Below are 21,984 nucleotides of genomic sequence, written 5' to 3'. Positions count from 1 at the left end.
CCTTATCCCCCTGAAAGACGATCCCGCTGAATCACCTGCGTCACCTGTGACAGTTGGCCTATCCTTACCTCACTTGACCGCTGGAATTTGCTTTTATCAATCAGCAGCAGCGACTGGCCTGCGCGGCTTAACAGCAGTGATTTAAAGACCGCGTTATGCTCCACCGGATCCCACAGCGTGCCCTGCTCATCAACGCCTTCGCAGGAGAAGATAAACAGGTCAATCTCCAGCCCTTTAAGCTGTGTAAGCAGCGCCGGATTGACGTAGCAGCGATACTTGCGATCAAGCGTGCCGCCGGAGCAGATAAGCGTGATCCGCTCGCGTTTTGCCATCTCATGACAGATCGGCAGGCTATTGGTAAAGACGGTGAGTTCGATATCCGGGAGCTGGCGCGCCAGGTGAAAGCAGGTCGAACTGGCATCGAGGGCGATGGTCATCCCTTCGCTGATCCAGTCCAGCGCGTGACGGGCGATATCGACTTTATCGGCGTAATGGCTTTTTAAGCGCGCGCCAAACGGCTCTCCGCTGTCGCGGCTGTTCGGATGGATAAGCCGCGCGCGGCCGTGCTGGCGCAGGATCTTACCCTGCTGCTGAAGAGCATTCAGATCGCGACGGATCGTCTCCCTGCTGACGGCGAGTTTTTCTGCCAGTGCGTCAGTGGTTAGCCAGTCGCAGCAGCCCAGCAGTTCAAGAATGTTCTGCTGTCGGGTCAGCTTCATGCGTCAGCCCATTCTGATAGAAATAAAAATGATTCTTGCTAGTTTATCGGGACTTGTAAATATGCCGTTGAAAAACGAGGGGATATAAAGCGCGAGAACGCCGGGCAAGCACCGTAGCGCCCGGCGTAAATTATCAGTGCGTGGCTTCACCAATCAGCGCGCCAGCGCCTGCGCCAACGGCTGCACCTTTCAGTACGCTATTGCCCGTCACTGCTGCTGTACCCGCCCCAACGACTGCGCCCACGGCACCGCCCTTACGCGCATCTTTGCCTTTTTCACCGTTTTTAAACATGGCACCCGTACCCGCACCAACGACCGCGCCGCCTACTGTGGATTTCAGGTCTTTGCCCGTAGCTGCGCCAATTGCGGCACCGGCAACGGCGCCAGCGGCAGTTTTGTCCATCGCCATACCCGAGGTAGAAATAATGAGGGTGCTGATAACCAGCGCTGTTTTGATGAATTTCATAACAGATCCTTTGTAATAGCTGTTGGTTGATACTTCGCTTCTCACAGCCAGGCGTGAGAAAAGAGGGCGAATAGTGCCAGTAATACCGGCTCAACCTTTAAGCTAATCATGCCCCGGGCAAGGATCGTTGTTACCGGGCGGTGGCCCGCCCGGCAGAGCGTCAGGCCTGACGCTTATCTTCCGTATTCGTCTCGAAGTCGCTCGCCGCGTGGCGTTCGTGGAGCTGCTCGTTCAGCTCGCCGCTGGTGCGGTTAACGATGCGTCCGCGCTTAACGGCATGGCGATTCGCCACGTCTTTCGCCCAGCGCTGCACGTGAGTGTACTTCTCTGCATCCAGGAATTCGGCGGCGTTATAAACGCTGCCCAGCGCCACGCAGCCGAACCATGGCCAGATGGCGATATCCGCGATGGTGTACTCCTCGCCCGCCACGTAACGACCGCGCGCCAGCTGTTTATCCAGCACGTCGAACAGGCGCTTGGCTTCCATGGTGAAGCGGTCAATCGCGTACTCAATCTTCACCGGTGCGTAGTTGTAGAAGTGACCAAAGCCGCCGCCGAGGAACGGCGCCGCGCCCTGGAGCCAGAACAGCCAGTTCAGCGTCTCGGTGCGTCCCGCCGGATCTTTCGGCAGGAAGTGACCGAATTTCTCTGCCAGGTAAAGCAGGATATTGCCGGATTCAAATACGCGCGTGGGTGGGTTTGTAGAGTGGTCACGCAGCGCCGGGATTTTCGAGTTCGGGTTCACGTCGACAAACCCGCTGGAGAACTGATCGCCCTCGCCGATGCGGATCAACCACGCGTCGTACTCCGCGCCCGTCACGCCCAGCGCCAGCAGCTCTTCGAGCATGATCGTCACTTTCTGGCCGTTCGGTGTTCCCAAAGAGTAGAGCTGCAGTGGGTGAGAGCCTACGGGCAAATCCTTCTCATGCGTCGCGCCGGAGATCGGGCGGTTAATATTGGCGAACGCGCCACCGCCGTTCTTATTCCATTCCCATACTTTTGGTGGCTGATACGTGTTGTCTGACATGTTGGCCTGCCTTTTTAGTGATGTGTTGAGGGAGTTTAGCAGGAGATGAACCGACCGTTTAACGATGTGAGCGCAATGGTCAGGGGAGGTGTATGATAAACGTTCCTCTGTCAGGTTAATTACAACGTGCAGACGACGACAACCCTTAAAAAAATTGCCGCCTGCCTGTTTTAGGTTGGATACATGCGTAAAGGAAAGTTAAGCAGTGATGCGCCATTCGGGACATTGTTAGGCTATGCGCCCGGTGGCGTGGCGATTTACTCTTCAAATTACGGCAGTCTGGACCCGCGAAAATACCCGGAAGACGCAGATTTTCGCAGCTATATCGGCAACGAATACATGGGCCACAAGTGGCAGTGCGTTGAGTTTGCCCGCCGTTTCCTGTTCCTCAACTATGGCTTTGTGTTTACCGACGTCGGCATGGCGTGGGAAATCTTCTCCCTGCGCTTTTTGCGCCAGGTGGTGAACGATAACATTCTGCCCCTTCAGGCCTTTGCCAACGGTTCGAAACGCGCGCCGCGCGCCGGGGCGCTGCTGATCTGGCAAAAGGGCGGCGAGTTTCACGAAACCGGCCACGTGGCGGTGATCACCCAGCTTCTCGACGATAAGGTGCGTATTGCGGAGCAGAACGTGATTCACTCCCCGCTGCCGCTCGGGCAGCAGTGGACGCGCGAGCTGCGTCTGAGCGTGGAGAACGGGTGTTATACCATCCATGACACCTTCAACGACACGGAGATCCTCGGCTGGATGATCCAGACCGACGACACGGAACACAGCATTCCCCAGCCGGAAATCGACGGCGAACTGCTGAAAATCAGCGGCGCGCGGCTGAAAAACAAACGTCAGTTCGACGGAAAATGGCTTAACGAAAATGACGCGCTGCAGCAGGCATATATCCGCGCCAACGGCCATGTGATCAACAAAGATCCCTGCCAGTACTTTACCATTACCGAAAGCGCCGAGCAGGAGCTGATCAAGGCCACCAACGAACTGCACCTGATGTACCTGCACGCGACGGACAAGGTGCTGAAAGACGACAGCCTGCTGGCGCTTTTCGACATCCCGAAAATCCTCTGGCCGCGCCTGCGCCTCTCCTGGCAGTGGCGCCGCCACCATATGATCACCGGTCGTATGGATTTCTGCATGGATGAGCGCGGCATTAAGGTTTACGAGTACAACGCGGACTCCGCGTCCTGTCACACGGAAGGCGGGCTGATCCTCGAAGAGTGGGTCAAAAACGGCTATCGCGGCAACGGGCATAACCCGGCGGAAGGGCTGCTGGAAGAGCTGACCGGCGCATGGAAGCACAGCCACGCGCGGCCGTTTGTCCACATCATGCAGGACAATGATGTCGAAGAGGACTATCACGCGCTCTTTATCCAGCGTTCGCTGATGCAGGCCGGGTTTGAAACCAAAATCCTGCACGGGCTGGGGGCGCTCAGCTGGGATGCCGCCGGACAGCTGATTGACGACGAAGGTCGCCACGTCAACTGCGTGTGGAAAACCTGGGCGTGGGAAACGGCGATAGAGCAGATCCGCGAGGTCAGCGAAACCGAATACGCCGCCGTGCCGATCCGCACCGGACATCCTGAAGGCGAGGTGCGCCTGATTGACGTCCTGCTGCGCCCGGAGGTGCTGGTCTTTGAACCGCTGTGGACCGTCATTCCCGGCAACAAAGCGATTCTCCCGGTCCTTTGGCAGCTGTTCCCGAACCACCGTTACCTGCTCGACACCGATTTTGAGGTTAACGATCTGCTGAAGCAGACCGGCTATGCCGTCAAGCCGATTGCCGGACGCTGCGGCAGCAATATCGACCTGATTAGCGCCCAGGACGAACTGCTGGATAAATCCAGCGGCAAGTTTGTCGATCGTAAAAACATCTACCAGCAGCTGTGGTGCCTGCCGAAGGTCGACGGCAAGTACATTCAGGTCTGCACCTTCACCGTGGGCGGGAACTACGGCGGAACCTGCCTGCGCGGCGATGACTCGCTGGTGGTGAAGAAAGAGAGTGATATCGAGCCGCTGATTGTGGTTAAAGATAAGTAGCTCTTACCCGCAGTAAAAAAGCCCCCGCAGGGCATTCTGCGGGGGCTTTTCGTTACTGTTCTTCCTCTTCCAGCCCGTTGATCTTCAGATCGATGATGCGGCCAATCTGGTCATGATAGACCGTCAGCAGGTTGTACTGGCTCATCTCGGAGATGATCTGCGGTGAGACATTAAAGCTGCGGGCCAGCTCCTCCTGGTGAAAATAGCCCGGCTGACGCCGCCTCACGTGGGCGCGGCGGCGGTTGTACTGATACCACAAAATCAGCAGCCAGCCGTTGAGCGCGGCGAACAGTAAATAGATCAACACCGTATTAAAGGACGCAATAATGACGCCCCAGCGGTGGTCGCTCTCATCCGTGAGCTGCATCCAGAGCCGGGCATACAGGAAAAACAGAAAGCCTCCCCACGCCACCAGCGTTAACGCGGCATCGAAAAGACGTGGCAAGAGACGATGCTCGGTCAAAATTAAGGTATTTTCGTTCATTGAAGGCTTCCTTTTCCCCGGTCAGGACTGATCCAGCGCGCGCGGGCGCGCTGACGTTTAAGCATGACTTTTGGAAATGCGACGAGGGTGGTGAACAGGCCAATCATCCAGTACACCATCGGGAACCAGATCACCCAGAAAAGCGAGCTGGCCACTCTTCGTTCATAGCGCCGCTCGATGTACAGGCTGACCAGAAACTGCAGCAGGCACATCACCCCCAGTAGCAGCCCGGTAAACTCCGGTGGAAAAAGGCTCTCCACGGTCAGGTTGGGTGGAATGGGCGCGACCTGGCTGATGATGAACAGCAGCACCGTCATCGCGTACGCGAAGGCCCACAGCGTTGACAGCGCGTACTCCATAAACAGGGGCCACATGCGGTGATGCTCCCAGCGCACAATCCTGCGAAGGTTGACCAGAAACACCTCCGCGCCGCCCTGGGCCCAGCGCAGACGCTGCTTCCACAGGCCCTTCAGCGTCTCCGGCATCAGGATCCAGCACAGCGCTCGCGGCTCAAAAAAGATATCCCAGTGGCGTAGCTGGAGCTTCCAGCTGATGTCGATGTCTTCGGTGATCATGTCCGGGCTCCAGTACCCGACGTCAGCCAGCGCCTGTCGGCGAAAGGCGGCGATGACACCGGAGACGGTAAAGACCCGGCCATAGATCCGCTGTGTCCGCTTAATGAGCCCAATGATGGAGGAGAACTCCCCCACCTGAATGCGGCCAATCAGCGTGGAGCGCGTGCGAATGCGCGGGTTCCCGGTCACCGCGCCGACGTGGGGGTACTGAATCAGCGGGGCCACCAGATACGCCGCGGTATCGCGATCGAGCAGGGCGTCGCCGTCAATGCAGACCAGCAGATCGCCCCTCGCCGCCGCTGCCCCGGCTTTGAGCGCCAGCGCTTTCCCCTGGTTCTCCGCGAGGTTAATCACCCGCAGGCGCGGCTGTTCCTGCGCCAGCGCCTGCAGCACCTCAGCGGTGTTGTCAGACGAGCCGTCGTTGATGGCGATAACTTCGATATTTTCATACCGCTGCTCCAGCGCAGCGCTGATGGTCTCCCGCGCATTTCGTCCCTCGTTGAAGCAGGGGATAAGAATGGAGATGAGCGGCTCACCGGCGAGCGTCGGGGCAGGCGTGTTTTTATCCCACGACCAGTGGCGTTCAAGCTGATACCAGAAATAGAGGCCGCCGGTTATCCAGAGTACCGACATGAACAGCGGCCAGAAGAACACAAAATCCAGAATCAGTTCGCCGGTAAAGAGGGCGGCCACGCCCAACGGCAACCCGAATACCAGACATAAAATAGAGAATGCGATAATGCGATCAGTCATTGTCAGGGTACCAGTACGAAGAAAATTCAGGCCTGATGCGTGAGATATCAGGTTGGTTGTTGAGGAAGTCGTCGGGGTAGTAACCGTAATTTTTGACGCCGTTCAGCTGGAGCACGTGCATCCACTGCGCAAGCTGGCTATCGGCAACGGCGCGCTGCGGCTTCTGGTTCCAGTCCCTGGCCTGCAGCTCAAAAATCGTTTTATCGAGCGCGCCGGGGCGCGCGGCGACCACGTTAACCAGACGCGTCAGCCAGGCATCGCTCTCGTCTGCCGGGACGGACTCCATCAGCGGCATGGCCATCGGTACCGTCCAGTCATACTCCGCCAGAAAATCATCAAGATTCTGCGCAAACCACGCCTCGCTTTCGGGCTGCAGAATGGGTAAGGCGAACATGTTGCGGGCAGTTTTTATCTGCGGGCCGCGGATGTTTTTCACTGCCTGGCTCAGAGTGCGGGTAAAGCCGATAAGCCGCTGGCTCTTCTGGCGAGTCGTGTCCTGTCCGGCATCGTCCACGTCCGTCAGCACCGCATCGTCATGGAACAAAATCCCGTTGAAGCTGGCATAGCGTGCCAGATCTTCATAGATGTCCGTGACCTGCTGGCGCACCTGCGGGTCCCACGGGGAGAGCCGGATATAGGGCTCGGTGGCTTCGCGCAGCTGGCCGGTTTGACGATCCCGGCGCTGCATGCGCGGCAGGGAAGGATCGAGATCGAACGAGAGCACCGGCATCCACGCGAAGACTTTTACCCCCGCGCGGGTTTGTAGCTGCCAGGCGACAAAATTAAAGAGATCGGCCCGAACCGGCAAACGACGGTTCGGGAAATAGAGCGCCGTGATCCTGCCGTCGCCCTGCGGGTCGGCAAACGCCTGCAGGAAAACATGGCTGATTTTCATGTCATAGACCCGCTGGATCAGCCTGTTGATGTTTTGGGTCTGCTGGGCCGGGTCGGGATCGTAAACGTAGTCGAGATCGACGTGCATGACGCGCACGGGATCGCGCTCCTGAACCTGGCTGACCGTACTGGCAAACGCCTTGAGCGAGGGATTTCCGGCGATCAGCAGGCGGGGGATGTTGCCCAGATCCTGCACATTCCCCAGCCCGTCCTCAAGGGTAAAGGCCAACTGATAACCCTGTTGTCTGGCGATAGCGAGCGACGTCCCGTTAGCGGCGCCGTAGGGCCAGACCCAGGCGCGCGGCGCTTTGCCCGTCACCTGCGTGATTTTTTCAGTCACTTTGCGAACGTCATCGCCGATCCGCTGGTTGAACTGCTGGTCGGTTTCATAGCGGCCCGTTGCTTTGTCATAAAAGCGGTTGGCGATCGCCGGTTCCCGGCTGCCCTGCGGGTTGGCCGGAATGCCGTAATGCGAGGCCCAGGTATGCGATCCGATCTCAATCAGCGGTGACTGGCTGAGCTCGCGCACCATGTCCCACGTTGCGAAGCGATCGCGGGGCGTCATCAGGCCGCCAAAATTCACCTTTTGATTCGCTGGCGTATCGACCCAGCTGCCCACCGGCGCCCACAGCGCAGGGACGTTCCACGCCTGAAGCAGCGGCCAGACGCGGGTGTAGAAGCTGCTGTAACCGTCGTCAAAGCTGAGCAGAACGGCCTTTGGCGGCAGCGTTTTTTTCCCGTCATGCGCATCGAGAATGTCCTGCACGCTGATGGCGTGATAGCCGTTGTGCAGAAGCCAGCTTATCTGCTCGTTTAACGCGCTGGTGCGAACGGAGAGGTAGCGCTGGTCGGCGGCATCATCTTCTACGTCGTGATAGGCCAGGACCAGAAACTGGTTCTTCGGCCAGGGTTTACTTGCCTCCAGCTGCGGCCGCGCTTTGGGCGCAATGAACGAGATCGCCTGCGCGCAGACGCTCGCGCTAAGGCAGAGCCAGCCGAGGAGTATCAGGCTCACGGAAAAACGTGTGTTCAGCATATTCATCCTTAAAAGCGTAAAGTCGCGTCAAACGTGACGGAGAGGTTGCTCTCGCGTTTGCCGTCGTAAGGGCGCTTATCCCAGTTCAGCATCACGCCGGTATCAATAACGTTGTTCCACTGAACGCGTTGCCCGTAACCCAGCAGGGCGATGGCGCCAGCGGACTGATTTTTCTGCCAGTAGCTGCCGCCTCCCGCCACGAACTGCTGGCTCCAGAGGGTGTCGTAATGGCGATACATCTCATGGTCAACGGCCAGGGCAGCCGTCACGGACAGATCCCGCGCCGGGTTGTAATAGAGCGTGTCCTGCAGGCTGTTTTTACTGGCGGCGATCCCCGGTTCGAGATCCAGCGTCAGGGACGGGGTCTGCCAGAGACGCTCCTTACCCGTGAGGGTGTATTCCTGGCGACGGTTATGATCGGAGAAGCGGCTGAGGGCGGCGCTGAACTGGTACTCGCGCCGCTCGTTTTGGTACCAGCGCACCCCGCCTTCACCCCGGTTGGCGCTAATTCCGTTGCGTAACGCCCGAAGGGGCGTAGTGCGCGACAGGCGCTCAAGGCTGCCGCTGACCTGCCAGCGATCGGTCGCAAAGTACGTCGTTGAGAGGCGAGCGCCCGGCTTGTTTTCACCGTGATAGCGGTTGCTGGAGAGTTCGGCCTCGAGCTGCAAGTCGCGTGGCCGCCATTCGACGCCGCCCAAAAGGTGACGGCTGGCACCTTTGCCCTCATCGAAATGACTCTGCGCGTAGCGGGCACCTGCAAACAGCCGCCAGCTATCCGCTACGGGTGGGCCATAGAGCGTGGCGTCCCAGTTCAGGTCGTGTGTCCCGCTGACGGGGTTATCTGAGTGCAAGCCCTTGCCCGCGTTGAGGCGCAGTTCGGACATGTGGTGGACCGTTCGGAGCCTGTCGAGACGCCTGGCGCTGCGGTCGGCGGGTGCGCGAGCCAGCACGTCGTCGGCCAGTAAATCCATCTGTCGCCACGCCTGCAGGTCCATCGCGACGTAGGCCTGCTGTTGCTCTAGCTCTGTATTGGACGGCTCCAGCGCCTCCGCCGTTTTCAGCTTTTGCTCGGCCGCGCGTGGCAGACCCCGCGCCTGAAGCAGGGTGGCGTAGTCAATCTGTAGCCCCTGATTGCCCGGCGCCGTTGCCGCCAGACGGTGCGCCAGCGTTTCGGCTTCCGGCAGGGCATTCGTCGCCAGCAAATAGTTAAAACGGAGCGACTGCCCGGTAAGCCACCTGTCGTTCGGCTGAGGGGTAGGGGAGCCGAAATCGTAACGGGTCCAGGGGACGTCGCGGGTCTGGCGCTCAACGTACTGGCGGGCGGCCTGGTACTGGCCCGTATCCAGCCAGGCGTAAAAAAGCGCGTGCTCCTCGTCCTCTGGGTCGGAAGCATATTGCGGATAGCGTTGCAGAAGCGCGAAGGCGGCGGCCGCGTTTTTCTCCTGCAGATACGCGGAGATGACCCAGCCAATTGCCCAGCCCGGCACCGGATGCTGGGCTGCCGTAAGATCCTGATATTCGCTTATCACCTTTGGGTAATCAGCATGGGCGTACAGCGCGCCAAGCCTGTCGATACGCGCAAGGACGACGTCTTCCGCCGCCTGCGGCTCGTTTTGCCAGCGAGCAAGCAGGGTGTCGTAACGATTCAGCGCGGATTGCGCAAGCTGCAGGCGTTCCTTTTCTGTTCTGCCAGGCACATCGGCAAGGCGAACCCGTTCGGCGGCGGCATTGCGCTCAAGACGTCGACGCTCCGCGGGGGACAGCGCCACCTTTTGTGAAAGCTGGAGCGCGGGGGTATTCACCCGGCTATCCGTTAGCGCGTCGATCAGCTCGCTGAGGAGCGCTTTATTCTCCGGTGCGATATTCAGCGCGCGCGTGTCTGCCAGAAGCCGATCCCAGCTTTTCCCCTGGCGTAACCAGACATAGGAGAGCGTCTGAAGATGCGCCTGAGAGGGATTTTCCGCCACCAGCCGTCGGGCTTCCTGCAGGGCAAGCGTATCCATGCGGGCATCGGCCAGGGTTTTTATATAGCCGATACGATAATCGTCGTTATCCGGCGCAAGGCTACGCGCCTCTTTCCAGAGCGCCAGGGCTGGCTGCCACGCTTTTTGATTTCGCCTGGATTGCGCGACGGCAGCAACGCCGCGGGCAGGCAGCGGCATATAAATGCCGTAACGCTGCCAGACCTGAATAACCTCGTCATCATGACCCGCCCAGGCTGCCACCTGTAACCAGTCCGCAACGTGTTCAGGTGTCAGGGCATGCTGCTGCTGATAACGCTGAAGATAATCGAGAAACGGCGTGTAATTACCGTTACGCGCCTGTTGAATCTGTTGCTCATAAACGGATTCAGTCGCCTGAGCCAGAACAGGAAAGAGGAATAACAGGAACAATAATGTTGGGGTGCGATAAAAGAATAACGTATTGAAGCGAAGCGATCTTTCCATATCTATTTGCCATTTGTTTATCGTGAATCCATTGCATAACACGGCCGCCTTTAAACTCAGCGTTAAAGGCCATAAATGAGAACATTAAATCTAAATGCAGTGATGTCGTGGGATACTTACCTAAAGGTAATTATGGATCCTTATCTCAGGGGATTGGGTGAAAGCTAATGTACACCTGATATGTTGCCTGATAAATATGTTGAAAAGCGGGTTTATCGTTTTGAGATAATTCTGTATCGAGCGGTTTTTAACGTTTTTATTGAATTGATGGTTTATTTGTAACTCATTGAAAGTTATTTGTTTTATTTTTATTGTGACAGCCTGTTATATATTTTTTATGCGGTTTTGCTGTGTCAATTAAAGTACTTTCTGGTACATATTTGGGAAGTTTCATGACAAAAATTCTTAATGTTTAGAGAAGTGACTTTTCTGCGATTGTTTTTTATTTATAATTAATGGCAGGCATTGAATGATAGTCTACAGGAAGTCTTTCTCATCAATGTCTGTATTGAGGGATATCCAAAGCCAGAATACATTTATCGTTAAAATAACAGCGCTATAAAACGAAGGCGGCCTTCTTTCTGAAGGATCGTTCTTGCTTTAATCTAAAAGGGATGGTTAGTGGCAACTTCAATAGTGTTAGTGACTCAGGATCGCTACCTTGTGAGGGGGATGCGGATTTTTTTTCCGGATATTATCCTGCTCGACAAGATTGACAGAAACATATTTGATAACGGTGCAGATGAATATTCTGTGTTGATTGATAGCCGTGCTCCGCTCCGTTTATATGATTACCTGATACGCCATCCGGCCAGAACGAAAAAAACAATCTGCTGCGTTATGCTTGATATGCGACACCGCGAGGAGAATCTGCTCAGTATGAAGTTATTTATGAACACATCGCTCACCGCGCCGGATATGGCCTCGCTGTTTAATCTGATTCTTAATATGAAGGGCAGACGCCTGACCACGAGGTGGCTACTGAATTTACGGCCTGGCACGCACGAAGCGATCATGCTGCGGTTGCTGAGGGCAGGGATGTCGATGGAAGCCATTGCCGAGGAGCTGAACACGTCGGTGAAAAGCCTCTATCGCAAACGAACGACGCTCTCGGAACGCCTGGGAGTGGAGAACTTCAACGAGGCGTGTTTGTTTATCTTTAAAAACAAACTGCTGGACGCAGGTGGGAACGATCCCTAAGTTCCTGAGTGCCCAAAAGCAAGAACCCGCCACAAGGGCGGGTTCGTTTAATAGCAATAATTCAGAACGACCAGCGCAGATTCGCGTTAACCGAGTTGACGCGGGTATCCGCACCATATTGCCCCTGATAACCCACATCCAGCGTCGCCGCTCGCGACAGCTGTACGCTCACGCCGATATCACCCACCATCACGTCCTCATCCACGGCCTGACCCTGAGTAATGAACGTGTCGCTGCCCGCAAACGCCATGCGCGAAGAGGTGTTCTTATCGCCATAGGCGTGCTGCCAGCCCAATGAACCGTAGAGGTTAACGTTCTTCGGTAGCTCGGTCACACCGCGCACCCCGAGGGTGGAATAGAAGGTGTTCATCGTTTCGTTACGTACGCTCAGCGCGGCGGCACCGCCGTCTTCCCTGAAACTGTCGGTATGCAGTCGGACGTACGATAAATTGACGAACGGCTCAATATTCATATCAGGCTGGCCGAAACGGTAGCCCGCTTCGGTGAACGCCAGCAGCGAGTTGGCGTCGTAATCCGACTTCAGACGATCCGAGAAGCCGCTGAAATCAACAGTGCGCTCGCCTTCGATTTTGTGCCAGGTATAACCCAGCGCGCCGCGCAGGGAGAACGCATCCTGTTGACCCGCTGCATACAGGCCAAGATGGTAGTTGTCGGTATCCGTTGAGGAACGACGGCTATCGACGTCGTAATCACCGCGGCTGTAGCCGAAGTAGCCACCGACACGCACGTTATGATCCGCCAGCTTGCGATCTGCCCCCAGCAGGAAGCCGGTGGTATTGCCGTCCAGCTTGCCCACGTTACCGTCGCCGTTGTTTCGGCTCCATGAACTGAAGGTCTGACCCCAGACGCCGTTATTTTGCGGCTCCGGCTGCTGCACCAGCGACATCGCTAACGGTGGTATCGGCAGGCTGTCGTTATCAAACGCGCGCTGCATACGCTGGTTTAATACGTTAAACACCTGCGTGCTGCCCGCGATCAGGTTGGACTGCATTGACGGATAAACTTCACCGGACAGCTGGTTGAACGCCTCGCGCGCTTCCGGCGCGCTCAGCACCAGCAGCGAGTTGTACAGCGCCAGCGACGGGCCGCTTTGCGTCAGCGTAGAGAGCGCACCGGCGGTATTCCACTGGTTGCTGCTTTTGGCCACGGTCTGGAAAATGCCCGGCTTGCCGCTGCCCGGGTTTTCACCGCCAGGATTCTCACCGCCCGGGTTTTCGCCTCCCGGGTTTTCACCTCCCGGGTTTTCACCTCCCGGATTCTCGCCGCCGGTCTCTTTTTGGGCGATGGTCAGATCAACGGCGTTGGTGCCCTGCTTGAGCGCCACGTCCAGGAAGGCAGATTTGGAGATCGCCCCCGCGAACTGACCGTCAATTCCCCCGTCGGAGGTTAAAATGCGATAGCTTTGACCCGTTTTGTAGCTGGTTTGCGGATCCAGCGCGGTGACCTGTACCTGAGCCTGATTGCTGATGGTGGTTTTGCCCGATACCAGCAGCTGGTCGCTGCGACCATCTCCGGCGATATCAACATCATAGAAGGATTCGCCGATAAAGTTCAGATAGCGTTTCAGCGTCAACGTACCGATATTGCCGTCACCGGGCGAGATATGCCCGCCGGACAGGATCTCGGTCTGGCCCAGCGTGCCGTTCCCTCCCAGCGTGCCGCCGGCTTTGATTGACGCGGCGCTACTGTAGCCCAGCCCGTTGCTAACGTCGGATCCCGCCGTCGCGTTGAGGATCAGCGTTCCGCCGTTCTCGGCGCTAAGGGTCTGAATATCAAAAATATCGTCTTCTGGCTGGGTGTTGATATTGCTGGCAATAATGACTTTGCCACCGCGCGCGGTCACGTTCGCCTGCAGGGCTGAAAGATCGCCGTTAAGCGTTGTCTGCCCGGAGGTATTGATCACATCACCTTCACCGCTCATCGTGTTGCTGAAGACGTAATTTCCGTCGGTATGGTTGAAGTAGACATAGCTGCCGAACAGCCCGCCGCGCAGGCTGATTGCCGTATTCGCATCGAGCGTACCCGCGCCGCCCGCGGTGCCAAGCGTTGGCTCAGTTAAACCCGTGCCGGTGTCCATGTTGCCGCGGCTGCCGATGATGAGTGCACCCCGGTTCGAACCGGAACCCGAAGTCCCCACGATCAGCGTATTGCTGCCAGCGGAAAATGAACCGCCGTCAATCACAGACAGCACGCCATTGCCATAATCGCCCACGCTCACGCTGCTGCCGCTGGTAAAGCGCGAGTCTTTGCCCGCAATAACCAGCTCGGCGGTTTTACCCGCCCCGGAGACGCCCGCCACCTGCGCGCCGCCAACGTTAACCGTTCCACCGTTCAGCACGTCCAGGTCGCCATAAAGCGTCAATGTACGGCCAACATTCCACTGTGAGCCGCTCCCCGTGACGGTGGCTTTCGGGCTCAGCGTGTCGGTTTCACCCGGCCCGGTACCATTGCCAATGCGCGCATCGTAGGCAGTGCTGAGCGCCGCGCCGTCTTCAATCGCCAGCGTGGAGCGTGCCCCCAGATCGGTGCCTACGCTGAGAAAATTACTGGTCACGCGAGAACCGGCACCCGTGGCGATAAGGTGGCTGTCGTAGCCGCGGGTGGTGCCGACAACGATCTCCTTCGCGCTCGCCAGCGCGCCCTCTTCGACACGCAGGGTGCCGAGGCCAAGATTAAGGTCACCGCGCAGGACGTACCGATCGTTCACCGCGTTAAGCTCAGCGTTTGGCCCACGAACCGTGACCACGCTTTCATAAATTTGGCCGTCGAACAGTCGACCGATATTGATGTTATAGGCGGTGATTTTGCCATTATCGATCAGCAGGTTTCCGCGTTGATTACGTCCAACGTAAACATCTCCGGTGTAACCCAGCGTTTCGGTAATACGCGCGTCGCCATCAAAAATTGCATCGGCTGCACGTGCGAAATCGGCAGGTGAAAGCAGTAACAGCGGCGCGGAAAATAGAGCGAGGTAAAGTCTGGAAAGCGGCGTCTTAACCGCTAAAGCATGCGATGTAGAGTTATTCACGGGCTATCTCCGTACTCATTAGCGTGATGTCTGGAAAATCGTTTTTATGAAAACTCAGATACGTCAGAAAATATAAAAGGCGTTATTTATGTACGCCTTTTGATTTGAAGTTAATTATTTATGAGTGACGACAGGGGTACAGGTTGGCGCGCTAAGTGTCGGTGCGGATCCTAAAATCCCCGGCATCATCATTGATGAGCAATCGAAAATACGCCCTTTTTCCGTCGTGGCGCGATAAGAGAGCTTTTGTCCACCCAGTGCGTCCGGCTGGGCACCATTAACATTGGTCACGGTTATTTCATCCGATGAGCCCAGCCCCAGCATTTTAGCGGTCTCCGCCTGCAGGAGTGGAATAGCCTGATCGGTTTTCAGAGTGGAACAACCGGTTAGCATCAACGTAACGGTTAAAAAGACGAGAGGTTTTTTCATAAATTATCCTTGATATCCAATCAGTTAATTTCACTGATTGTATTTATGTTTTCATTTACTCAAATCAGCGAATAATATATTTCCCTTTCCTAATCGAAAAAACCCTCCTAAAGTAGGGTGGGTAGAAAATAATTCATCTGTACTCTCAGATATGCGAAGGTTAAAGGAGGACCCTTTGGGACAGAATTATGCGTTGGTCGTTGATGACCATCCATTGGTAGCTAGCGGCATCGCCAATTATCTGATTACACATTGCCAATTTAAGCAGGCGTATGTGGTGACGAATGAAGACGATTGCTACCGTCAAATTAGGGATAATGGTCCGCCACGTTTGCTGGTAATCGATTTTTGGCTCTCGTCCGGAACGGCATTGAAATTACTCAAAGAAGTGAAACACCTTTACCCACAGATACGGCTCCTGGTGGTCAGCGGGGATGACAATAATGATCTCTGGCGGAAAGTTCATGCCGCCGGGGGGCACGGTTTTGTATTGAAAAGCGAACCGCCTGAAATGTTCTCACAGGCCGTTTTCGCACTCACTAATAATTTGACCTGGTTCCCTGATGGAAGCGAAATTTCCGTTCAGTCGAATAATGATAAGTTAAGTAAATTTAACTTAACGCCGCGGCAAATAGATGTGTTAAATATGATTATGCGTGGCCTGCCAAATAAAAGAATCGCCGCGCAGCTTTCAATTTCTGAGCCCACGGTCAAAGAACACATCAGCAATATATTGAAAAAGATAGGTGTTAACAGCAGGGTAGAGGCCATCACGCTTCTGCATGGCAAGCAGGAACCGTCGGAATGAGGTTTTTCCAGAGCTTACAGAACGAGGGTATCTCTCCTCCGGCGCAGATCCGTTTGCTAAACAACACCTTTCTGCGGCTGGTGTTTAGCTTTAGCGCAGTGCCCTTTGTCGGGATCCCTTTCGCCATCTGGATTTATATGCTTGGGGATGACCTTGGCCCAACGATTACCTGGATAACCATTTATCTGCTATGTGCAGTGGCGATACGAATATTGCATCGACGCTATCAGCGCGAAGCGAAAGACAATATTGAAAAGGACGTGCTGCGACGCTGGCTTCCGCGTATTAATAATATCGCCTTTATTCACGGGCTGGGCATTTCATCACTCTATTTAATTACCCCGCAGACGCAGAACTTTGACTTTTTCCTGCTCCTTAATATCAGCATCGCCGCTATCGTCGCCGCCAATGCGACACATCTGACGCCGGTCATCAGCACCTTTACGCGCTTTTTCTTCGCCTCCTGGGGGGTGCTGAACCTCGGCATTATCTGGCGGCTGGATGAGTTGATGTTCATCGTGCTCATGCTGAATCTGCTTTACGGCTTCGCGATTTACCGCCATGCATTAACGTCACACGCGTTCTTTATACAGCAAGCGCTTCTTGAGGAAAAAAGCTCGCGCCTGGCGGAACAGTTTCGTCAGGCCAAAGAGGACGCGGAGCAGGCACTGCTGGATAAAAATCAGTTTCTGACAACCGCCAGCCACGATCTGCGCCAGCCCGTGCACGCCATGGGTTTTCTCATCGAAGCCATTCTCCACCGAAACCGGGACGATAGCCTGACGCCGCAACTCCTTGACCTGCAGCAGAGCGTTCGTTCGGTACATTTAATGCTCAACTCTCTGCTCGATCTCAGCAAAATTGAATCCGGGAATGTCCTTTCTGCCCCGACCAAAGTGGATATCGGTGCTCTGCTTGACTCGGTGATCACGCTGTTTCGCGAAGAGGCCAACAGCCGTGCCCTGCGGCTGTCTACCCGTCGACCCAAACGCCGCATCTACGTGACAGGCGATCCGCTGCTGGTGCGACAATCCCTGATTAACCTGATTCAAAACGCCCTTCGCTACACGCTACAGGGGGGCGTACTGGTCGCCATCCGACCACGCGGTGAGGAGTGTATGGTAGAGGTGTGGGATACGGGTGTCGGTATCGCCGATGACGAGAAAGGTAAAATCTTCTCACCTTACTATCGCCCTGAGCTGGCATGGAAGATAGACAGCGCCGGACACGGGCTGGGACTGGCCGTAGTGGCCCGTTGTGCCAAGCTGATGAAGGTGAAGTACGGGATGCAATCCATTGAGGGTAAAGGCTCACGCTTCTGGATGCGCTTCACTCAATATGCTGGCGAAGACATCGCGCTGGACACTCCACCCGCCTGTGATAGCACCGCCACGCCGGTACGCTATGCACCGCTGCACGGTTCCTGCCTGGTCGTCGATGACGACCCGCTGGTGACGTCTGCCTGGGAGAGCCTGATGAGCGTATGGGGAATCAACGTGCGCTGCGCGGCCTCCGCTGAAGAAGCGTTCGCTATTATCGACGACGGCTTCACGCCGTTCGCTGTGCTGTGCGACCAGCGCCTGCGATCCGGCGAAAGCGGCTTCGACGTTCTTAAAGCGCTTTTTGAACGTCTGCCGGATATGAGCGGCGCGATAGTCAGCGGCGAATTTAATTCACCGGTTCTGCTGGAGGCAGAGCAGGAAGGATACCTGGTGCTGCGTAAGCCTCTGGAGCCCGCTAAATTGTATGCGCTGCTGACGCAGTGGTCGGGATGTCGTGGATATAAATAAGTTGAAGTCCTTTCGGTTCGGTTCCTTTTTAATCGTCGTAATGACATCTGCGTTACGCGTGTTGTATACTTAATATCCATTGAACAGAGGAGGACAACACCATGCCAGCTGCAAACACTATGGCGGTGAAACGCGAAACCCTTAACCTGCGCATCAGGCCTGCCGAGCGAGATCTTATCGATCGGGCGGCGAAAGCGAGAGGGAAAAACCGCACTGACTTCGTGCTGGAAGCAGCCCGCGCTGCTGCGGAAGAGGCACTGATCGAACAACGCATCATAATGGCCGATCCAGAGGCTTATCAGGAATTTCTGGCTCGTCTGGATCAGGCTCCAGCACCTAATGCCGCACTGCGTAAAACTATGCAGACCCCTGCGCCGTGGGAGCGGGAAAAATGATCTCTGCCCCAGAGCCCCTTCGCGCAGGGCATATTCTTACTCCATTTTGCTGTGGGGTAGATTCGATGGATAACTGGCTCAAGCAGCGGGCGATGAAGAATCAGGCCAGTGGTGCATCCCGTACCTTTGTGTGTTGTGGCAGCGATTCTAACGTACTGGCTTATTACTCGCTGGCGTCCAGCGCGGTCACAACGAATACCGCACCCGGCCGCTTTCGTCGCAATATGCCCGATCCCATCCCTGTTGTAGTGCTGGGACGCCTGGCGGTAGATCAGTCTCTTCATGGGCAGGGCGTTGGTCGGGCGCTGGTACGCGACGCCGGGCTGAGGGTGATCCAGGTGGCCGAGACCATCGGCATCCGCGGAATGCTGGTTCATGCCCTGTCGGATGAAGCGCGGGAATTTTATCTGCGGGTGGGGTTTGAGCCATCACCGATGGACCCGATGATGTTGATGGTGACGCTGGGGGATTTGGTGGAGAGTATTTAGCAATTATATTTCTATCCTTCCGCTTTAACTAATGTACTTAGATAAAAATACTCGCGGAAGAGGGATGCTGCATCGGGGTGATAAATACTGGGAAATTTCAATTGACCTGCCCCAGAAAGCAAAAAACCAGCCCTAAGGCTGGTTTCTTTAAATAGTGGTGCCCGGACTCGGAATCGAACCAAGGACACGGGGATTTTCAATCCCCTGCTCTACCGACTGAGCTATCCGGGCAACGGGGCGCATTAAACCCGATCTGTCCCCTGCCGTCAACGAAAAATGTTGTTTTCGTTACAGACTGCGCAATCTCTCACCATTTCGCCGCACTCTTAAGCGAAAAAGTGCGTCCAGAGCGCGGAGAGCGGCATGGCGAGCAGCAACGCGGGCAGCATGTTCACCACGGCAAACATCTTGATTCCGCAGATACGCAACCCTGTCGCCAGCAGCAGCAGGCCGCCAACCGCGGTGAAGTCCGCCATCATCGCAGGTGTCGTCAGGGGCAGGATCAGCGTGGCGCAGGTGGCAAGCGCCAGCTGGATCAGCAGCATCGGCACGCAAATCGCGGCAACGGCAATGCCGAGCGTGGTGGCAAAAATAGTGGCCGTAAAGAAATCAAGAAACGCCTTCGCAATCAATATGCTTGGGTCACCCGTCATCCCCTCCTGCATCGAACCGAAAATCCCGGTGCCGCTGGCGCAAAACAGAATAATTATCGCGACATAGTTTTGAATAAACGACTCATGGGTGCCGTGTTTCGCCTTGCCCGGGCGGGCAATCAGGTTTTTGGCTTTGCCTACCGCATTATTGATGCCTTTTTCCAGGTAGCAAAATTCACCAATGAGCGCGCCGAGCAGGGTCGCGAGCACCATGACGGGCAGGTTGGCGCATTTGATCACCAAAAGGATGCCGATGCCTAACGAGGCCAGGCCAAATATGGAGGGCATCGAGGTGCGAATACGTTCCGGCAACCGCTGGCTTAACACTGCGCCGAGTACGCCGCCTAACAATACGGCACCGGCGTTGATAAAGGGTCCAATTACCACCGTTAACTCCTGTTACTTAATCATTGGTATTGCATGATTATGACACGACAACGCTGCATCACGCTTAGCTTTGCAAGGCTAAGTGCATACTGATTCCTTCTTGCGCCTAAAAATAAAAGGTGACATTATTGCGCGAATTTTCTCCTCCCTGTCTCACCGCCCGGTGAGGGTAACTGCGCCTATGAAAACCATGAAAATTGCCGTCAGCCGCGAGCTGGTCTCTACTGTGTCTACTCACCGGGAAATGGTGACGCTGGATAACACTGATTTTACCGATGTGGCGGCAGTGGTCATTACGGTCGCTGAAAGCTGTAGCGGCATCCTTGCGCTGCTGAAACGTACGGGTTTTCAGCTTCCGGTATTTATGTTCTCGCAGGAGCCGACGAATGTTCCTGAAGGTGTCATTGCTGTAATAGCAGGAAAAGCGCAGGAGTTCCTGGAACTGGAGTCTGCCGCCTGCCGTTACGAAGAGGATCTGCTGCCGCCTTTCTTCGACACCCTGAGCCAGTATGTTGCGATGGGCAATAGCACTTTTGCTTGCCCCGGGCATCAGCACGGCGCGTTTTTCAAAAAGCATCCCGCCGGGCGGCAGTTTTATGACTTCTTCGGTGAGAACGTGTTTCGCGCCGATATGTGCAACGCCGACGTAAAGCTGGGTGATTTGCTGATCCACGAAGGTTCCGCCAAGCACGCGCAAAAGTTCGCGGCAAAAGTCTTTAATGCCGATAAAACCTACTTCGTGCTGAACGGCACGTCAGCCGCAAATAAGGTTGTCACCAACGCGCTGCTGACCCGCGGCGATCTGGTGCTGTTCGACCGTAACAACCATAAATCGAATCATCACGGCGCGCTGATTCAGGCAGGGGCCACGCCGGTCTACCTTGAAGCGGCACGTAACCCATTTGGTTTTATCGGCGGGATTGACGAGCACTGCTTCGACGATGCGTATCTGCGAAATCAGATCCGTGACGTTGCCCCGGACAAGGCCGATGCGCCTCGCCCGTTCCGTCTGGCCATCATTCAACTGGGCACCTACGACGGGACGATCTACAACGCCCGTCAGGTGATCGACAAGATCGGCCACCTTTGCGACTACATCCTCTTTGACTCTGCCTGGGTAGGTTACGAACAATTTATCCCGATGATGGCGGAAACGTCCCCGCTGTTGCTGGAACTGAACGAGAACGATCCGGGGATTTTCGTGACCCAGTCGGTGCATAAGCAGCAGGCCGGGTTCTCACAAACGTCGCAGATCCATAAAAAGGATAACCACATTCGCGGTCAGGCACGTTTCTGCCCGCACAAGCGGCTGAACAATGCCTTTATGCTGCATGCTTCAACCAGCCCGTTTTATCCGCTGTTCGCGGCGCTGGACGTGAACGCCAAGATCCACGAAGGTGAAAGCGGACGCAGGCTGTGGGCGGAGTGCGTCGAGCTGGGCATTGAAGCGCGCAAGGCAATCATCGCCAACTGTCATATGATCAAACCCTTTATCCCTCCGGTGGTGGCGGGGCGTCCGTGGCAGGATCATGCGACACACACCATCGCCAGCGAGCGTCGCTTCTTCAGCTTTGAGCCAGGCGCGAACTGGCACGGTTTTGACGGCTACGCCCGTGACCAGTATTTTGTTGACCCGTGCAAGCTGCTGCTGACCACGCCGGGTATCGATGCGGAAACCGGTAACTACACCGCGTTTGGTATCCCGGCGACGATTCTGGCGCACTACCTGCGTGAGAACGGCATCGTGCCGGAGAAGTGCGATCTCAACTCGATCCTGTTCCTGCTGACTCCTGCCGAAAGCAGCGAGAAGCTGGCGCAGCTGGTGGCGATGCTGGGACAGTTTGAACAGCACATTGAAGACGATACGCCGCTGGCCGACGTTCTGCCGACCATCTACCAGAAATATCCCGTGCGCTACCGTGATTACACGATCCGCCAGCTGTGCCAGGAGATGCACGATCTCTACGTCAGCTTTAACGTGAAAGATCTGCAAAAGGCGATGTTCCGCAGGGAAAGCTTCCCCGACGTCGTGGTGAACCCTCAGGATGCCAACCAGGAGTACATTCGCGGGAACGTGGAGCTGGTGCGTATTCGTGATGCCGGAGGACGCATTGCCGCTGAGGGCGCGCTACCGTATCCGCCAGGGGTGCTGTGCGTGGTGCCGGGTGAAGTCTGGGGCGGGGCGGTACAGCGCTATTTTCTGGCGCTGGAGGAGGGCATCAATATGCTGCCGGGCTTCTCGCCGGAGCTGCAGGGTGTGTACAGCGAGAAGGATGCCGACGGGATTAAGCGGTTGTATGGGTATGTTTTAAAGTAGACCCTCTCTCGAACGTAGGCC

General features: G+C 56.1%; 17 protein-coding genes and 1 tRNA gene. 7 read left to right on the top strand and 11 right to left on the bottom strand.

Annotated features, from left to right (window positions below; genetic code table 11):
* Nucleotides 1–2: 2 nt before the first annotated feature.
* The 3 genes from fucR to yghU all read right to left on the bottom strand — a co-directional run bounded on the left by fucR (nt 3) and on the right by yghU (nt 2,212).
* Nucleotides 3–719 (bottom strand): L-fucose operon activator, encoded by a 717-nt coding sequence (fucR, locus tag HV355_RS07600; RefSeq protein WP_182401510.1) that lies wholly within the window; start codon nt 717–719, stop codon nt 3–5.
* Nucleotides 720–852: 133 nt separating this feature from the next.
* Nucleotides 853–1,185: a glycine zipper domain-containing protein gene (locus HV355_RS07595; protein ID WP_042717804.1), complete on the bottom strand. Its 333-nt coding sequence runs from the start codon at nt 1,183–1,185 to the stop codon at nt 853–855.
* Between the two features lie 160 nt (nt 1,186–1,345).
* Nucleotides 1,346–2,212 (bottom strand): glutathione-dependent disulfide-bond oxidoreductase, encoded by an 867-nt coding sequence (gene yghU / locus HV355_RS07590; protein WP_010435563.1) that lies wholly within the window; start codon nt 2,210–2,212, stop codon nt 1,346–1,348.
* Between the two features lie 183 nt (nt 2,213–2,395).
* On the opposite strand from yghU, the gene gss reads away from it, so the two are divergent.
* Nucleotides 2,396–4,258 (top strand): bifunctional glutathionylspermidine amidase/synthase, encoded by a 1,863-nt coding sequence (gss, locus tag HV355_RS07585; protein ID WP_120158640.1) that lies wholly within the window; start codon nt 2,396–2,398, stop codon nt 4,256–4,258.
* Between the two features lie 52 nt (nt 4,259–4,310).
* Here the strand turns inward: gss and pgaD are convergent, their stop codons facing one another.
* Genes pgaD through pgaA form a run of 4 tightly spaced genes read right to left on the bottom strand, consistent with a single transcriptional unit; the run spans nt 4,311 to nt 10,447 of the window.
* Entirely contained in the window at nt 4,311–4,742 is a 432-nt protein-coding gene (gene pgaD / locus HV355_RS07580) for a poly-beta-1,6-N-acetyl-D-glucosamine biosynthesis protein PgaD (protein ID WP_182401508.1), read from the bottom strand.
* On the bottom strand, nt 4,739–6,070 hold the full coding sequence (pgaC, locus tag HV355_RS07575) for a poly-beta-1,6-N-acetyl-D-glucosamine synthase (protein ID WP_182401506.1): 1,332 nt from the start codon (nt 6,068–6,070) through the stop codon (nt 4,739–4,741). The genes pgaD and pgaC overlap by 4 nt, the downstream gene beginning before the upstream one ends.
* The gene (gene pgaB, locus HV355_RS07570) at nt 6,063–8,000 is read right to left on the bottom strand and encodes a poly-beta-1,6-N-acetyl-D-glucosamine N-deacetylase PgaB (protein WP_182401504.1); all 1,938 of its coding nucleotides are present in this window, start codon (nt 7,998–8,000) and stop codon (nt 6,063–6,065) included. Before pgaB ends, pgaC begins: the two co-directional genes overlap by 8 nt.
* An 8-nt stretch (nt 8,001–8,008) precedes the next feature.
* The gene (gene pgaA, locus HV355_RS07565) at nt 8,009–10,447 is read right to left on the bottom strand and encodes a poly-beta-1,6 N-acetyl-D-glucosamine export porin PgaA (protein ID WP_182401502.1); all 2,439 of its coding nucleotides are present in this window, start codon (nt 10,445–10,447) and stop codon (nt 8,009–8,011) included.
* A 672-nt stretch (nt 10,448–11,119) separates the two neighbouring features.
* On the opposite strand from pgaA, the gene HV355_RS07560 reads away from it, so the two are divergent.
* Nucleotides 11,120–11,647 carry a helix-turn-helix domain-containing protein gene (locus HV355_RS07560; protein ID WP_010435537.1) on the top strand — a complete coding sequence of 176 codons (528 nt, stop codon included), beginning with the start codon at nt 11,120–11,122 and terminating at the stop codon, nt 11,645–11,647.
* A gap of 61 nt (nt 11,648–11,708) precedes the next feature.
* On the opposite strand, the gene HV355_RS07555 is transcribed toward HV355_RS07560, so the two are convergent.
* Together HV355_RS07555 and HV355_RS07550 are read right to left on the bottom strand one after the other, a co-directional pair.
* Nucleotides 11,709–14,696 (bottom strand): autotransporter domain-containing protein, encoded by a 2,988-nt coding sequence (locus HV355_RS07555; RefSeq protein ID WP_182401500.1) that lies wholly within the window; start codon nt 14,694–14,696, stop codon nt 11,709–11,711.
* 114 nt (nt 14,697–14,810) lie between these two features.
* Nucleotides 14,811–15,125 (bottom strand): lipoprotein, encoded by a 315-nt coding sequence (locus tag HV355_RS07550; RefSeq protein WP_010435531.1) that lies wholly within the window; start codon nt 15,123–15,125, stop codon nt 14,811–14,813.
* Between the two features lie 175 nt (nt 15,126–15,300).
* Between HV355_RS07550 and HV355_RS07545 the strand changes: the two genes are divergently transcribed.
* From HV355_RS07545 to HV355_RS07530, 4 genes are all read left to right on the top strand, one after another.
* Nucleotides 15,301–15,933, top strand: coding sequence for a response regulator transcription factor (locus HV355_RS07545; RefSeq protein WP_120158645.1), 633 nt, complete (start codon nt 15,301–15,303; stop codon nt 15,931–15,933).
* The gene (locus HV355_RS07540) at nt 15,930–17,723 is read left to right on the top strand and encodes a hybrid sensor histidine kinase/response regulator (protein WP_182401498.1); all 1,794 of its coding nucleotides are present in this window, start codon (nt 15,930–15,932) and stop codon (nt 17,721–17,723) included. The genes HV355_RS07545 and HV355_RS07540 overlap by 4 nt, the downstream gene beginning before the upstream one ends.
* 101 nt (nt 17,724–17,824) lie before the next feature.
* Nucleotides 17,825–18,118, top strand: coding sequence for a DUF1778 domain-containing protein (locus HV355_RS07535; RefSeq protein WP_042713858.1), 294 nt, complete (start codon nt 17,825–17,827; stop codon nt 18,116–18,118).
* The gene (locus tag HV355_RS07530; RefSeq protein ID WP_182401496.1) at nt 18,115–18,606 is read left to right on the top strand and encodes a GNAT family N-acetyltransferase; all 492 of its coding nucleotides are present in this window, start codon (nt 18,115–18,117) and stop codon (nt 18,604–18,606) included. Before HV355_RS07535 ends, HV355_RS07530 begins: the two co-directional genes overlap by 4 nt.
* Nucleotides 18,607–18,761: 155 nt before the next feature.
* Here HV355_RS07530 and HV355_RS07525 read toward each other — a convergent pair.
* Both HV355_RS07525 and HV355_RS07520 read right to left on the bottom strand, forming a co-directional pair.
* Nucleotides 18,762–18,837 (bottom strand) — tRNA-Phe (locus tag HV355_RS07525).
* A 95-nt stretch (nt 18,838–18,932) separates the two neighbouring features.
* The gene (locus tag HV355_RS07520) at nt 18,933–19,646 is read right to left on the bottom strand and encodes a DUF554 domain-containing protein (RefSeq protein WP_108416254.1); all 714 of its coding nucleotides are present in this window, start codon (nt 19,644–19,646) and stop codon (nt 18,933–18,935) included.
* Nucleotides 19,647–19,827: 181 nt separating this feature from the next.
* Here HV355_RS07520 and HV355_RS07515 point away from each other — a divergent pair, with 181 nt between their 5' ends.
* A complete protein-coding gene (locus tag HV355_RS07515; RefSeq protein ID WP_182401494.1) occupies nt 19,828–21,963 on the top strand; it encodes an ornithine decarboxylase in 2,136 nt (711 codons plus the stop codon).
* The last annotated feature ends 21 nt before the right edge of the window (nt 21,964–21,984 follow it).

Origin of the sequence: Enterobacter sp. RHBSTW-01064 (genome assembly GCF_014103035.1) — a bacterium.
GTDB classification, from domain to species: domain Bacteria; phylum Pseudomonadota; class Gammaproteobacteria; order Enterobacterales; family Enterobacteriaceae; genus Enterobacter; species Enterobacter mori.
This window is presented reverse-complemented; position numbering and strand designations above follow the sequence as displayed.